Annotated in this window: 9 protein-coding genes; 7 read left to right on the top strand and 2 right to left on the bottom strand. The window is 64.9% G+C overall.

Annotated features, from left to right (window positions below):
• Positions 1-95 precede the first annotated feature (95 nt).
• Genes FY036_RS19055 through bglA form a run of 7 tightly spaced genes read left to right on the top strand, consistent with a single transcriptional unit; the run spans position 96 to position 12,619 of the window.
• A complete protein-coding gene (locus tag FY036_RS19055; protein ID WP_148916696.1) occupies positions 96-2,564 on the top strand; it encodes a glycogen/starch/alpha-glucan phosphorylase in 2,469 nt (822 codons plus the stop codon).
• A gap of 56 nt (positions 2,565-2,620) precedes the next feature.
• Positions 2,621-4,819: a 1,4-alpha-glucan branching protein GlgB gene (glgB, locus tag FY036_RS19050; RefSeq protein ID WP_148916358.1), complete on the top strand. Its 2,199-nt coding sequence runs from the start codon at positions 2,621-2,623 to the stop codon at positions 4,817-4,819.
• A 23-nt stretch (positions 4,820-4,842) separates the two neighbouring features.
• Positions 4,843-6,102 (top strand): glucose-1-phosphate adenylyltransferase, encoded by a 1,260-nt coding sequence (glgC, locus tag FY036_RS19045; RefSeq protein WP_148916357.1) that lies wholly within the window; start codon positions 4,843-4,845, stop codon positions 6,100-6,102.
• Positions 6,103-6,157: 55 nt separating this feature from the next.
• Positions 6,158-7,594, top strand: coding sequence for a glycogen synthase GlgA (glgA, locus tag FY036_RS19040; protein ID WP_148916356.1), 1,437 nt, complete (start codon positions 6,158-6,160; stop codon positions 7,592-7,594).
• An 18-nt stretch (positions 7,595-7,612) separates the two neighbouring features.
• Positions 7,613-9,241 (top strand): alpha-D-glucose phosphate-specific phosphoglucomutase, encoded by a 1,629-nt coding sequence (locus tag FY036_RS19035; protein ID WP_148916355.1) that lies wholly within the window; start codon positions 7,613-7,615, stop codon positions 9,239-9,241.
• Between the two features lie 2 nt (positions 9,242-9,243).
• The gene (glgX, locus tag FY036_RS19030) at positions 9,244-11,073 is read left to right on the top strand and encodes a glycogen debranching protein GlgX (RefSeq protein WP_148916354.1); all 1,830 of its coding nucleotides are present in this window, start codon (positions 9,244-9,246) and stop codon (positions 11,071-11,073) included.
• Positions 11,066-12,619, top strand: coding sequence for a beta-galactosidase BglA (gene bglA / locus FY036_RS19025; protein WP_148916353.1), 1,554 nt, complete (start codon positions 11,066-11,068; stop codon positions 12,617-12,619). The genes glgX and bglA overlap by 8 nt, the downstream gene beginning before the upstream one ends.
• A gap of 17 nt (positions 12,620-12,636) precedes the next feature.
• Here the strand turns inward: bglA and FY036_RS19020 are convergent, their stop codons facing one another.
• Complete coding sequence (locus FY036_RS19020) at positions 12,637-14,316, bottom strand: pilus assembly protein TadG-related protein (protein ID WP_148916352.1); 1,680 nt, start codon at positions 14,314-14,316, stop codon at positions 12,637-12,639.
• Positions 14,313-14,732, bottom strand: coding sequence for a TadE/TadG family type IV pilus assembly protein (locus FY036_RS19015; protein ID WP_328593111.1), 420 nt, complete (start codon positions 14,730-14,732; stop codon positions 14,313-14,315). The genes FY036_RS19020 and FY036_RS19015 overlap by 4 nt, the downstream gene beginning before the upstream one ends.
• Positions 14,733-14,736: the final 4 nt, after the last annotated feature.

Below are 14,736 nucleotides of genomic sequence, written 5' to 3'. Positions count from 1 at the left end.
AAGCGGCTCTTCAATCCGATAGCATTTCAATTCGGGAGGAAGTCTGGATAATCGCTCATGCGCGGTCGCAATCGGCCGGGCATATCGGGGGCATGATGACTTTGACCAGATCTTCCGCATCCGCCAATCCGGCAGCCAAGAAGGCGGATGTTTTGAAACTCGCAGCCGAAATTATCGAATGCCTGAAGTACCGCGTCGGCAAGGAGCCGTCGGTCGCGACGCGGCACGACTGGCTGACTGCGTCCATCAAGGTGGTGCGCGACCGAGTCGTCGATCGGTGGATCGAATCGACCCGTCGCGCCTACGAGCGGGGCGACAAGCGCGTCTACTACCTGTCGATGGAGTTTCTCATCGGCCGGCTGATGCGCGATGCGTTTTCCAATCTCGGGCTGATGGACCAGATGCGCGAGGCGCTGGCGATCCACGGCGTGGAAATCGACATCATCGCAGGGCTGGAGCCCGATGCAGCACTGGGCAATGGCGGTCTTGGACGGCTCGCCGCATGCTTCATGGAGTCCATGGCCAGCGTGGACATTCCGGCCCATGGCTACGGCATTCGCTACGTCCACGGTCTCTTCCGGCAGGAAATTCACGACGGATGGCAGGTTGAACTGCCGGAAACGTGGCTGGAGCATGGCAATCCGTGGGAGTTCGAGCGGCGCGAAGGCGCATACGAGGTCGGCTTCGGCGGTTCGGTAACCTCCGTCACGTCGAAGGACGGGCGACTGGAGCGCCATGTGTGGAAGCCGACGGAGCGCTTTCTCGCCGTCGCGTTCGACACGCCGGTCGTTGGCTGGCGCGGCAAGCGCGTGAATACGCTGCGGCTGTGGTCGGCGATGCCGATCGACCCGATCCTGCTCGATGCCTTCAATGCGGGCGACCACATCGGGGCGCTGCGCGAGAGCAACAAGGCCGAGGCGCTCACGCGCGTGCTCTATCCCGCCGACAGCCATCAGGCCGGGCAGGAACTGCGGCTGCGGCAGGAATATTTCTTCTCGGCCGCGTCCATACAGGACATCGTACGGCGGCACCTGTCACAATATCCGGACCTCACCTCGTTGCCCGAAAAGGCGTCGATCCATCTCAATGACACGCACCCGGCCATCGCGGTGGCCGAGCTGATGCGTCTCCTGATGGACGTTCACGGCCACGACTTTGACGTTGCGTGGGACATCACGTGCCGCACCTTCGCCTACACCAATCACACGCTTTTGCCCGAGGCGCTGGAGAGCTGGCCAGTGCCGCTGTTCGAGCGGTTGTTGCCGCGCCACATGCAGATCATCTACGCGATCAATGCCGAGGTGCTGCTCAAGGTGCGCTCGACGGGTGATTTTTCCGACGAGCAGGTGCGGGCGATCTCGCTCATCCACGAAGACGGCGAGCGACGCGTGCGCATGGGCAATCTGGCCTTTGTCGCGGCATTTTCGGTCAACGGCGTGTCGGCCCTGCACACCGACCTGATGAAAGAGACTGTGTTCGCCGACCTTCACAGGCTCTATCCCGCACGCATCAACAACAAGACCAACGGCATCACCCCGCGTCGCTGGCTGATGCAGTGCAACCCCGGCCTCACCGATCTTATCCGCGACGCCATCGGCGAGCGGTTCCTCGACGACATCGACGCGCTGAAGGAGCTCGATGCCTTCGCGGGAGACAGCGCGTTTCAGGAGCGGTTCGCCGGCGTCAAGCGCGCCAACAAGGAAAAGCTGGTCGGTCTGGTGGCCGATCGCATGGGACTGCGGCTCGATCCGTCCGCCCTGTTCGACATCCAGATCAAGCGCATCCACGAATACAAGCGCCAGCTGCTCAACATCATCGAGGCGGTGGCGCTCTACGACCAGATACGCTCGCATCCCGAGAAAGACTGGCTTCCCCGCGTCAAATTCTTCGGCGGCAAGGCCGCGCCCAGCTACCACAATGCCAAGCTCATCATAAAGCTTGCCAACGATGTCGCGCGCGTCATCAACAGCGACCCGTCGGTTCGCGGCCTGCTGAAGGTCGCGTTCGTGCCCAACTACAACGTCTCGACCGCCGAGGTGATGATCCCGGCCGCCGACCTGTCGGAGCAGATATCGACGGCGGGGCTGGAAGCTTCGGGCACCGGGAACATGAAGTTCGCGCTCAACGGCGCGCTGACCATCGGTACGCTCGACGGTGCGAATGTCGAAATCCGCGAATGCGTGGGCGAAGAGAACATCGTCATCTTCGGCCTCACCGCGCAGGAAGTGGCCGAGCGCAGGGCCGGCGGCTACCAGCCCCGCGCGGTGATCGAGGGTTCGCCCGAGCTGAGACAGGCGCTTGAGGCGATTTCGTCCGGCGTGTTTTCGCCAGACGATCCCGACCGCTACAAGGAGCTGATCGGCGGGCTCTACGACCACGACTGGTTCATGGTCGCGGCGGATTTCGACGCCTACGCCGACGCGCAGCGCCATGTCGACGAGTTGTGGCGCGACAGCCCGCGCTGGCTTGCCATGGCGATCCGCAATACGGCGCGCGTCGGCTGGTTCTCGTCCGACCGCACGATCCGGCAATATGCGCGGGAGATCTGGAAAGTGCCCGCGTGACGGAGGGCATAGTTCGTGCGTAGAGTGAGTTGTGTGGAGGAGAAGGCCGCGTCTCGATGACCCCAGCCGGGAGGACCAGGGCCAGCAAGCAGGTTCCTGAAATCACGCCTCGCGGCGATATCGACGCTATTGTGTCAGGTTCGCATGGCGATCCTTTCGCCGTCCTGGGCGTGCATCAATCCGGCAAGGGTTTCATCGCCCGCTGCTTCATTCCCCACGCCGAAAGTGTTGAAGCCTTCACACTGGCCGGCAAGGAAGCCGGCGAGCTGACCCGGCGCCACGATGGCGGCTTCTTCGACGGCAAGCTTTCCATCCGCAAACGCCAGCCCCTGAAATACCGTGCTCGCAACGCGGCCGGCGAGTGGTGGGTGACCGACGCCTACTCCTTCGGGCCGGTGCTTGGGCCGATGGACGACTACTATATCGGCGAGGGGTCGCATCTGCGGCTGTTCGACAAGCTGGGCGCGCACATCATCGACCACGAGGGAGCGAGCGGCGTGCACTTCGCCGTATGGGCGCCCAACGCCCGGCGGGTATCCGTCGTCGGCGACTTCAACGACTGGGACGGTCGCCGCCATGCGATGCGCAAGCGGCTGGATACCGGCATATGGGAGGTCTTCGTGCCGGATATCGGCGCGGGCCGCATCTACAAATACGAGATCGTCGGCGCGAAGGGGTCGCGCGTGCCACTCAAGGCCGACCCGTTCGCCTTCCGCGCCGAACTGCGCCCCGCGACGGGCTCGATCACCGATCATCCGCCCGCGCATCATTGGGGCGACGGGGCACACCGCGACTTCTGGCGCAGCGCCGACCATCGCCGCCAGCCGGTCTCGATCTACGAGGTACACGCCGGCTCCTGGCAGAGGGGCGAGGGTGATGCGTTCCTTTCATGGGACGAGCTGGCCGAACGGCTGATCCCCTACGTCGTCGATATGGGCTTCACCCACATCGAGTTCATGCCGATCACCGAACATCCCTACGACCCATCCTGGGGCTACCAGACAACCGGGCTCTATGCGCCTTCGGCGCGGTTCGGCGAGCCGGAGGGCTTTGCGCGCTTCATCGACGGGGCGCACAGGGCGGGCATCGGCGTGATCCTCGACTGGGTGCCGGCGCACTTCCCCACGGATGCGCATGGGCTCGCCATGTTCGACGGCACCGCGCTCTACGAACATGCCGACCCGCGCAAAGGCTTCCATCCCGACTGGAACACCGCGATCTACAATTTCGGCCGGCGGGAGGTGATGTCCTACCTCGTCAATAACGCTCTGTTCTGGGCCGAGAAATACCATCTCGACGGACTGAGGGTCGATGCGGTCGCCTCGATGCTCTACCTCGACTATTCGCGCAAGGCGGGCGAGTGGATACCCAACGAGCATGGCGGGCGCGAGAATCTAGAAGCTGTTTCCTTTCTTCAGGAGATGAACGCTGCCGTCTACGGCGCGCATCCCGGCGTCATGACGATCGCCGAGGAATCCACGTCGTGGCCGAAGGTCTCGCATCCGGTGCACGAAGGCGGGCTTGGCTTCGGCTTCAAGTGGAACATGGGGTTCATGCACGACACGCTGCAGTATATGGCGCGCGAGCCCATCCACCGGAAGCATCACCACAACGACATCACCTTCGGACTGCTCTACGCCTTCTCGGAAAACTTCGTACTGCCGCTTTCCCACGACGAGGTCGTGCACGGCAAAGGCACGCTCCTGTCGAAGATGTCGGGCGACGACTGGCAGAAGTTCGCGACGCTGCGCGCCTATTACGCCTTCATGTGGGGTTATCCTGGCAAGAAGCTGCTTTTCATGGGGCAGGAATTTGCGCAGCGGCGCGAGTGGAGCGAGGCCCGCGCGCTCGATTGGGGCCTGCTCGGAGCGCCGGCGCATGAAGGCGTGCGCAGGCTCCTTCGCGATCTGAACCGCGCCTATCGCGACAAGCCAGCACTGCACGCACGCGACTGCGAGCCGGAGGGCTTCCGGTGGCTCATCGCCGACGACGCGCAGAACTCCGTGTTCGCATGGCTGCGCAGCGCGCCTGATGCGCCACTGGTGGCTGTCATCTCCAATTTCACACCCGTCATCCGCGAGAGCTATGCCGTGCCGCTGCCTGCCGACGGCACGTGGCGCGAGATCGTCAACACCGATGCCGAAGACTACGGCGGTGGCGGCAAGGGCAATGGGGGGCAGGTCGAGGCGTCGGGAGGGCTGGCGCGCATGACGCTGCCGCCGCTGGCGACGATCATGCTGGAATACGTACCGTAAAAGGTCGGGAGGAGGAGGGAACGATGGAGCAGAAACGACCACAGCCGCTGGCTCGCGACGCGATGGCCTATGTGCTGGCAGGCGGGCGCGGAAGCAGGCTCGCCGAGCTTACCGATGTACGCGCCAAACCCGCCGTCTATTTCGGCGGCAAGACGCGGATCATCGACTTCGCGCTGTCCAACGCGCTCAACTCGGGCATCCGCCGTATCGGGGTCGCGACGCAATACAAGGCCCATTCGCTGATCCGCCATCTCCAGCGCGGCTGGAACTTCTTCCGGCCGGAGCGCAACGAAAGCTTCGACATCCTGCCTGCCAGCCAGCGCGTCTCCGAAACGCAATGGTACGAGGGTACCGCCGATGCGGTGTTCCAGAATGCCGATATCATCGAGGATTACGGCGTCGAGTACATGGTCATCCTTGCCGGAGACCACATCTACAAGATGGACTACGAACTGATGCTGCGCCAGCATGTCGATGAGGGTGCGGACGTGACCATTGGCTGCCTGGAGGTGCCGCGCATGGAGGCGACCGGCTTCGGCGTCATGCACGTGGACGAAAAGGACCGGATCATCGCCTTCGTGGAAAAGCCGGCCGATCCACCCGCCATTCCCGACAAGCCGGATTACGCGCTGGCATCTATGGGCATCTACGTCTTCCGCACCGCGTTCCTGATGGACCAGTTGCGCCGCGACGCATCCGACCCTCAGTCGAGCCGCGATTTCGGCAAGGACATCATCCCCTACATCGTCAAGAACGGTAAGGCGGTGGCGCATCGCTTCGCCAAATCGTGCGTGCGTTCCAGCTTCGAGCGCGAGGCCTACTGGCGCGACGTGGGCACGGTGGACGCCTATTGGGAAGCGAATATCGACCTCACCGACATCACGCCGGAACTCGACATCTACGATCGAGACTGGCCGATCTGGACCTATGCGGAGATCAAACCGCCGGCAAAGTTCGTGCATGACGAAGAAGGCCGGCGCGGCTCTGCCATCTCGTCTCTGGTCGCGGGCGACTGCATCATCTCGGGCGCTGCTCTGCGGCGTAGCCTCATCTTCACCGGCGCGCGGGTCAACTCATTCTCCTCGTTGGACGAGGCGGTGGTGCTGCCCAACTGCCATGTGGGCCGCAACGCGCAGTTGACCCGCGTCGTCATCGACCGGGGCGTGAAGATCCCCGAAGGATTGGTCGTTGGCGAGGACCCCAAGCTCGACGCACAGCGCTTCCGCCGAACGGAAAAGGGCGTGTGTCTTATCACCCAGACTATGATCGACAGGCTGGACTGAATTTGGGATCGCTACAGTTGAACCGCATTACTGATAACGGTTCCGGAGGCCACGCGTGAAAATCCTCTCCGTCGCCTCCGAGGTTTTTCCGCTCATCAAGACCGGCGGGCTGGCCGATGTGACCGGTGCACTTCCCGGCGCGCTCGCTGGGCTCGGCGTTTCCACGCGAACGATGCTGCCGGGCTACCCTTCCGTCGTCGCACGCCTGCCGAAGAGGGCGAGGGCGCTGCATAGCTATCCGGATCTGTTCGGCGGCAAGGCGAAGGTGCTGGGCGTCGAGATCGACGGGCTCGACCTTCTGGTGCTGGATGCGCCGCATCTCTTCGACCGCCCCGGCGGCGCGTATGGCGATGCGGGCGGCGTCGACTGGCCCGACAACTGGAAGCGGTTCGCCGCCTTCTCCCGCGCTGCCGCAGACGTTGCGGGGGGCGCGATTGCGGGATGGCGGCCAGATATCGTGCATGCGCACGACTGGCAGGCGGCCCTCACGCTAGCCTATCTGCGCTATGGGGATGCTTCCGCGCCACCCTCGGTGATTACCGTGCACAACCTGGCATTCCAGGGGCAGTTTCCGGCCTCGATATTTGCCGAACTGGGCCTGCCTGCCCATGCCATGGGGTTGGACGGCGTCGAATATTTCGGCGGCGTCGGGTTCCTCAAGGCGGGGCTGCAGGCAGCAAGCGCCATCACCACCGTCAGCCCCACCTATGCCAGTGAAATCCGCACGCCGGCATTCGGCATGGGCCTCGACGGGCTGCTAAACCTGCGCGCCGGCCAGCTTCACGGCATCCTCAACGGTATCGACACCGGCCAGTGGAACCCTGAGACGGACACCCATCTGGCCTCGCGCTACACGGTGCGTACGCTTAAGCACCGCAGTGCCAACCGCCATGCGATTGAGACGCGCTTCGGCCTCGACCATGACGCCGGGCCGCTGCTCTGTGTCGTCAGCCGGCTGACGTGGCAGAAGGGCATGGACATCCTTGCCGCCGAGCTGGACCGCATCGTCGCCGCAGGCGCGCGCCTTGCCATACTCGGCGCTGGCGACCAGGGCCTTGAAGGGGTGCTTCTTGCGGGTGCGGCCCGCCATCGTGGCCGTGTCGGCGTGGTCGTCGGCTATGACGAAGGGCTGTCGCATTTGCTGCAGGGCGGGGCTGACGCGATCCTCATCCCGTCGCGCTTCGAGCCTTGCGGCCTGACGCAACTTTATGGCCTGCGTTACGGTTGTGTGCCGGTGGTGGCGCGCACGGGCGGTCTTGCCGACACGATCGTGGACGCGAACCATGCAGCACTCGCGGCCGGGGTGGCCACCGGCTTCCAGTTCGCGCCCGAGTCCGGCGAAGCGCTGGTCGATGCCGTGTGGCGTCTTGTCGGCGTGTTTGGGGACGACGGGGCTTGGCCGGCGATGCAAAAACAGGGCATGAAAGCGGATGTATCCTGGCAAGCGAGCGCGAAGGATTATGTCAAGCTGTACCGCTCGATTGCCGCATAAACAGGAGAGACACAGCCGATGATCTCGATCGTCGAGACCACGCCGTATCAGGACCAGAAGCCCGGCACGTCAGGCCTTCGCAAGAAGGTGCCGGTGTTCCAGCAGAAGAACTACGTCGAGAACTTCATCCAGTCTATCTTCGATTCGGTTGCGGGCTATCGAGGCGAGACGCTGGTGATCGGGGGCGACGGCCGCTTCTTCAACCGGGAGACGATCCAGACGGCGATCAAGATGGCGTCCGCCAACGGTTTCGGCCGGGTGATCGTCGGCAAGGGTGGCATTCTGTCCACGCCCGCAGCCTCGCACCTCATCCGCAAGAACGACGCGTTTGGCGGCATCGTGCTTTCGGCAAGTCACAACCCCGGCGGGCCGGACGAGGATTTCGGCATCAAGTACAATGTGGGCAATGGGGGCCCCGCGCCGGAGAAGATCACCGAGGCGATCTATGCGCGCACACGCGAGATCGATCGCTACGCCATCGCCGACCTGCCGGACATAGATCTGGACGAAACCGGCGTGTTTTCGGCCGGAGACATGGCGGTGGAGGTGGTCGACCCCGTCACCGACTATGCCGAACTGATGGAAATCCTGTTCGACTTCGACGCCATCCGCGCGCTGTTTTCGTCTGGCTTCCGCATGGTGTTCGACGCCATGCACGCGGTGACCGGGCCCTATGCGGTGGAAATCCTGGAAAGGCGGCTTGGCGCGGAGCCGGGCACTGCGCGCAATGCGGTGCCGCTTGAGGATTTCGGCGGCCATCACCCGGACCCGAATCTCGTCCATGCGCGCGATCTCTACGACCTGATGATGTCGCAGAACGCGCCGGATTTCGGCGCGGCTTCTGATGGCGACGGCGACCGCAATCTCATCATCGGCAAGGGCATCTTCGTCACGCCGTCGGACTCGCTGGCGCTGCTGGCGGCCAATGCGCATCTCGCCCCCGGCTACAGCGCCGGTCTCAAGGGCATCGCGCGCTCGATGCCGACGAGTGCCGCGGCCGACCGCGTTGCCGAGAAGCTGGGCATCGGCCTCTACGAAACACCGACGGGCTGGAAGTTCTTCGGCAATCTGCTCGACGCCGGGCTGGCGACGATCTGCGGTGAGGAAAGTGCGGGCACGGGCTCCGACCACGTGCGCGAGAAGGACGGGCTTTGGGCCGTGCTGCTGTGGCTCAACATTCTGGCCGTGCGCAGGCAGAGCTTGAGGCAGATCGTCACCGAGCACTGGGCAACCTACGGCCGCAACTATTATTCGCGCCACGACTACGAGGGCGTGGACACCGACGACGCCAACGCGCTGATGGAGGCGCTGCGCGGCAAGCTGGCGACCTTGCCCGGATCGAGTGTCGAGGGGCTGACGGTCGCCACGGCCGACGACTTTGCCTATCTCGATCCCGTGGACGGCTCCGTCAGCGCAAACCAGGGCGTGCGCGTGCTGTTTGAGGGCGGCTCGCGTGTGGTGTTCCGGCTGTCAGGCACCGGCACGTCCGGCGCGACGCTTCGCGTCTATATCGAGCGCTTCGAGCCGGAGCCCTCAAGGCACGACATGGAAACGCAGGCAGCGCTTGCCGACCTCATCGCGGCGGCCGACAGGATCGCAGGGATCCGCAAGCATACCGGCCGCCCGAGCCCGAGCGTCATCACCTGAAGATGCGGGAAGCACGGCTCGGCGCCCATGTGCAGGCAGATGGTGTGCGCTTCTCCGTCTGGTCGGGCGCGGCCGAACGGGCGTGGCTTTCGTTGTTCGACGATCAGGACCGCGAATCTGCGCGCATGGAAATGACACAGGACGAGGGCGGTGTGTACTCGGTGTTCGTGCCGGGCCTGAAGGTGGGCGCGCGATACGGCTTTCGCGCCGACGGACCCTACGAGCCGCAAAGCGGTCTATGGTTCGATCCGGACAAGCTGCTCGTCGATCCATATGCGCTGGAGATCGACCGGCCCTATCGCTACGACGCGCGCCTTGCCGCGCCGCGCGGGGAGGGTGGCGATACCGCCCCGCTGATGCCCAAGACAGTGGTCTGCAAACTTCCCGATCTGCCGCTTCGCCCGCCGCTTTTCGAGCCGGGCGGGCTGATCTACGAGATCAACGTGCGCGCTTTCACCATGCGCCACCCGGAGGTGCCTGAGGCACAGCGGGGCACGCTTTGTGCGCTCGCGCATCCGGCCATCATCGACCATCTGCGGGCCTTGCGCGTTTCGGCCGTCGAGCTCATGCCGATCACCGCGTGGATGGACGAGCGGCACCTGCCGTCGCTGGGCTTGCAGAATGCGTGGGGCTACAACCCCATCTCGTTCATGGCGCTCGACCCGCGCCTTGCCCCGGGGGGCTGGCAGGAGTTGCGCGAGACGGTGGCGGCGCTGCACGAGGCGGGAATAGGCGTCATCCTCGACCTCGTCTTCAACCACACGGCCGAAAGCGACGTGCTCGGCCCGACATTGTCGCTGCGCGGGCTCGACGCGCGGGCCTACTATCGCCACGATGGTCAGGGACGGCTCGTCAACGATACCGGCACGGGCAACACGGTCGCCTGCGACCATCCGATGGTGCATGAAATCGTGCTGGATACCCTGCGCGCCTTCATCCGCTATGCCGGGGTGGACGGGTTCCGCTTCGACCTCGCGCCGATCCTCGGGCGCGATGCCTCCGGCTTCCGCCCTGCTGCGCCCCTGCTGCGGGCTATGGTCGAGGATGCGGAAATCGGTAGTCGGGTGCTGATCGCCGAGCCGTGGGACATCGGCCCCGGCGGCTATCAGCTTGGCAATTTCCCCGCACCGTTCCTCGAATGGAACGACATGTTCCGCGACGATGTGCGCCGGTTCCAACGCGGCGATCCCGGCATGATCGGGCGGCTGGCGACACGGCTTGCGGGCTCTTCCGACATCTTCACCGGCGAGCGGTCGCGCAGCGTCAATTTCCTCGCCGCCCATGACGGCATGACGCTGGCTGACCTCGTCGCCTACGAACACAAGCACAACCATGCCAATGGCGAGGATAACCGCGACGGCCACAGTGAAAACCTCTCGTGGAACCACGGCGTCGAAGGGCCGAGCGGCGATACCAGTGTCGTCGCCCTGCGCAGGCGCGACCTGAAGGCCCTGCTGGCGCTGCTGTTTGCCTCGCGCGGGGCGATCATGCTGACGGCGGGCGACGAGTTCGGCCGCACGCAGGGCGGCAACAACAACGCCTACGCACAGGACAACGAAATCACCTGGCTGGACTGGGCCGGGCGCGACCGCGACCTGGAAGCATTCGTTCGAGAACTGGGCGAACTGCGCTCGCGCCATGCCGTCTTGCGCGATACCACGCTTCTGGGCGAGGGCGACGTGCGGTGGCTGCGCGAGGACGGCGAACCCATGACGGTCGCCGACTGGGGAGACCCCGCCCGGCGGTCGCTGGTTATGGTTCTGAGTGACGTGCGGGTCACGATCGGGCCTGACGACGTGACGATAGCAGGAAAGGAAACGGCCGGTGGTTGACGCGGATTGGTGGCGGGGCTGCACGATCTACCAGATTTATCCGCGGTCGTACCAGGACACGACGGGCGACGGGCTGGGCGATCTGCGGGGCGTGGCGCAGCGCCTTCACCATGCCGCCTCGCTGGGCGTCGATGCTGTGTGGCTGTCGCCGTTCTTCACCTCGCCCATGGCCGACATGGGCTACGACGTGTCGGATTATTGCGACGTCGATCCGCTTTTCGGCACGCTGGCTGATTTCGACGCGGTGGTGAAGGAAGCGCACCGGCTGGGGCTCAGGGTCATCATCGATCAGGTGCTGTCGCATTCCTCCGACCGGCATCCGTGGTTCGAGGAAAGCAGGACGAGCCGCACGAACCCAAAGGCAGACTGGTATGTCTGGGCAGACCCGAAGCCCGACGGCATCGCTCCGAACAACTGGCTCTCGATATTCGGCGGGCCGGCGTGGGAGTGGGATTCCGTGCGCCGTCAGTATTACATGCACAACTTCCTCACCTCGCAGCCCGACCTCAACTTTCACAATCCGCAGGTGCAGGATGCGCTGCTGGATACGGTGCGTTTCTGGCTGGAGCGCGGCGTCGACGGGTTCAGGCTCGACACCGTCAACATGTATTTCCACGACAAGCTTCTGCGCGACAACCCGGCGCTCCGGCCGGGCGCGGCTCACGATGTGCCCGACACCAATCCCTACGGTTATCAGGAACATCTCTACGACAAGACGCAGCCGGAAAATCTCGCTTTTCTGGCTCGGTTTCGGGCACTGCTCGACGAGTATGGAGCGCGTGCCTCGGTGGGGGAGGTGGGCGATGCCGACCGCTCGCTGCGCACGGTCGCGGCCTACACATCAGGCGGCGACAAGCTGCACATGTGCTACACGTTCGACCTGCTCAGCCCCGATTTCTCCGTCGCGCATCTGCGCCGATGCGTGGAGGATTTCGAGGCGGCCGCACCCGACGGCTGGATATGCTGGGCGTTTTCCAACCACGACGTGATCCGCCACGTCTCGCGTTTCACACCACCTGGCGGCGACACGGATGCCGTCGCACGGTTCGCCATAGCTTTGCTTTGCTGCCTGCGCGGGTCGATCTGCCTCTATCAGGGCGAGGAACTCGGCCTGACCGAAGCCGAACTCGCCTTCGAGGATCTGCGTGACCCATACGGCATCCGCTTCTGGCCGGGCTTCAAGGGCAGGGACGGTTGCCGCACGCCGATGGTGTGGGAGGCAGGAGCACCCAGCGGCGGCTTTTCGAGTGGCAAGCCTTGGCTGCCTGTTCCAGCAGCGCACGCCGGCAAGGCGGTAGAGATTCAGGAGAATGATGCGGGCTCGGTGCTGCACCACTATCGCAGGATGCTGGCCATGAGAAAGGCAAGCCCGGCGCTGACGCGCGGCAGCATCACCATTCTAGACGGCCACGGCGACGACGTGCTCGCCTTCGTGCGCGAGGCCGACGGCGAACGGCTTCTGTGCATGTTCAATTTTGGCGCCGAGCAGACGGTCGTCGCGGAAACGGCGCTGCCGCCGCTAGGCTGGGCGATCGTCGCTGCCTAGACGGAGCCTGCTCCCACCTACTGCACTAGCACCGCGCGGCCGCAGCTTGCGCCATGCACACGCACGTCCGCCTGCCCGAGCGAAAGGCCGAGCGTGGAAAGAACCTGTGCGAGGGCGGCGTCCAGCGAGGGTGCGGCCGCTCCCACCGTTTGGCCGAGCAGTCCCGTCAGGTTCGACGGCAGGCCGAGGCCAAGTCCAATCACGTTCACGTCGAGCGACAGGCTGGAGAACAGCGATTTCGTCAGCGAGGACGTTATCTCCTGCGTCGATACTTGCCTTGGCGTACGCGCCCTGATGTCGGCAGCGGTGAAATTCAGCGTCCGATAGCCCGTCTCGGCGATCTCGGCGTGGGCTTGTGCGGTCACGTTCACGAGTGGCATCTGTATGAGCCGTGCCGGCGAGCGCGCCATCGGGTTGGCGAAGCCCGCCAGCTTGGTGCGATCCACTTCGGCGAGGTAGAGGTTGGCAATGCCGGGGCGTGCATCGACCGCTACGCGAACGCTGTCGGCCCGGCCCGACGGGCAGGTAACGCTGGCAAGCCGCGCCTCGGCGAAGGCCAGTTCCAGATAGAGCGGGATGCGGATGCGTGTGCCCAAAAGCCCGCCAAGCCCGCCGATTTCCGCCGTCAGCGCCAGCCGCGTCTGCGCCGTGCGCACCACCTCGCCGCCGGAGCCGATGCGGAACCAAGGTGCATGCTGGGGCGGCTCGCCGATGGCGAGTTCGACCGTCGTGGCGAGCAGGCCGGGAACGCTCGCGCCGAGGTTCAGTGCCACCTGCCGGCCGTGTCCCGCGACGATGGCGCTGGTGGTCAGCAGTTCCAGCACGTTAACCTGCGCACCGACCTGCTCGATGGCGGTGGACAGCAGGTTACCGCTACCGCCGCCGACCTCGATGAGCCGCGAGAGCCGGAGCGTTCGTGCCAGATTGCCGCTTGCTTGCGCGGCGAGGTGGGCGGCCGCGGAGCGCACGTCGCCGGGAAGGCCCGGCGTCTTCGACAATGCGCGTGCGATCTGGCCGATGGTCGCGTCGGCGCCGAGCACCTCGTTGTAGCTTGCCGCGGTGAGATCCAGTTCCACGGCCAGCGCTCCGAGAAAGGCAAGCAGGCTCACATCTGCGTTCAGCAGCGCGTTGTAGTCCATCACCGAGAGCGAGATGCTGGAGCCGGTGAGCCCGCCCAGCAGCGCGTTGACGACGCCACCGTCGAGAGCCGCAAGCCGCGAGCCGATGGAGAAAGCGGCGTCTGCCGAAGTGGCAGCGACGGCCGAGACGCCAATCGGTGGTGGCGGGATGATCGCGCCGGCAAAGTAGCGCGCGCCGGTGGTCCGATATTCCACCTTCACCGCGTTGACAGGCATTCCGCCGGCGACGAAGCGGTTTCCGACCGGTGCGACCGGGTCGTAGTGCCCTGTGGTGGCGACGAGGCTGTCGCCCGGCGCGTCGCCTGCGCCGTTGTCTTGCAGCGTAGTGCGCGCAGCCAGTTGCGCCCTGTCGATGTTGGCAGCGGCCGTGATGGCGGCAAGGTCGGCCAGCGCTTGCGCCTGCCGCTTCTCCACGTAAAGCGAGCCGGCGTCGACCGCGAACGCCGCCAGCGTGATCGCGACGGGCGTCATGATTGCCGTCATCAGCGCGAACTGGCCGGAGCCGTCGTGCAGCAACCGGCGGATGGCTCGCGCCTTCGGGCGAAGTGAAGACGTCATATGCCTCCGATGCGGATGGTGGATCGACGCTCGATGGTCTGGCCGGGCATTGCGATTCCGTCGAAGAGCGCCCAGATCGGCAGGTGTCGCGCGTCATAGCTCAGCAGAATGTCGAACTGGCCGGGGTCAGTCGTGCTGTCGCCGACGGTGACGGCCAGCATGGCCGGGTCGATGAAGGCGTAGCCATTGCCGTTTCGCTGGATGAAGCCGGCGGCCAGTGTGCTGCGTTCGGTCGCGTTTGCGCCGGCAATTGCGGCCCGCGCTGCGTCGGCCGAGAGCTGCTGCACGGAATGGCTTGCGCCGAAATAGATGCCGTAGGCGCTCATCCCCAGAAGAAGGAACAGGTAGAGCGGGCATAGCAGCGCGAATTCGACTGCAGCTGTACCCGCCCGTTGAGAGCGGAGCCCGTCGATCAATCGC

Source organism: Neoaquamicrobium microcysteis, from assembly GCF_008180155.1.
GTDB lineage: Bacteria > Pseudomonadota > Alphaproteobacteria > Rhizobiales > Rhizobiaceae > Aerobium > Aerobium microcysteis.
Note: the sequence above shows the minus strand (reverse complement) of the source record. Positions and strands in the feature narration are given on the sequence as shown.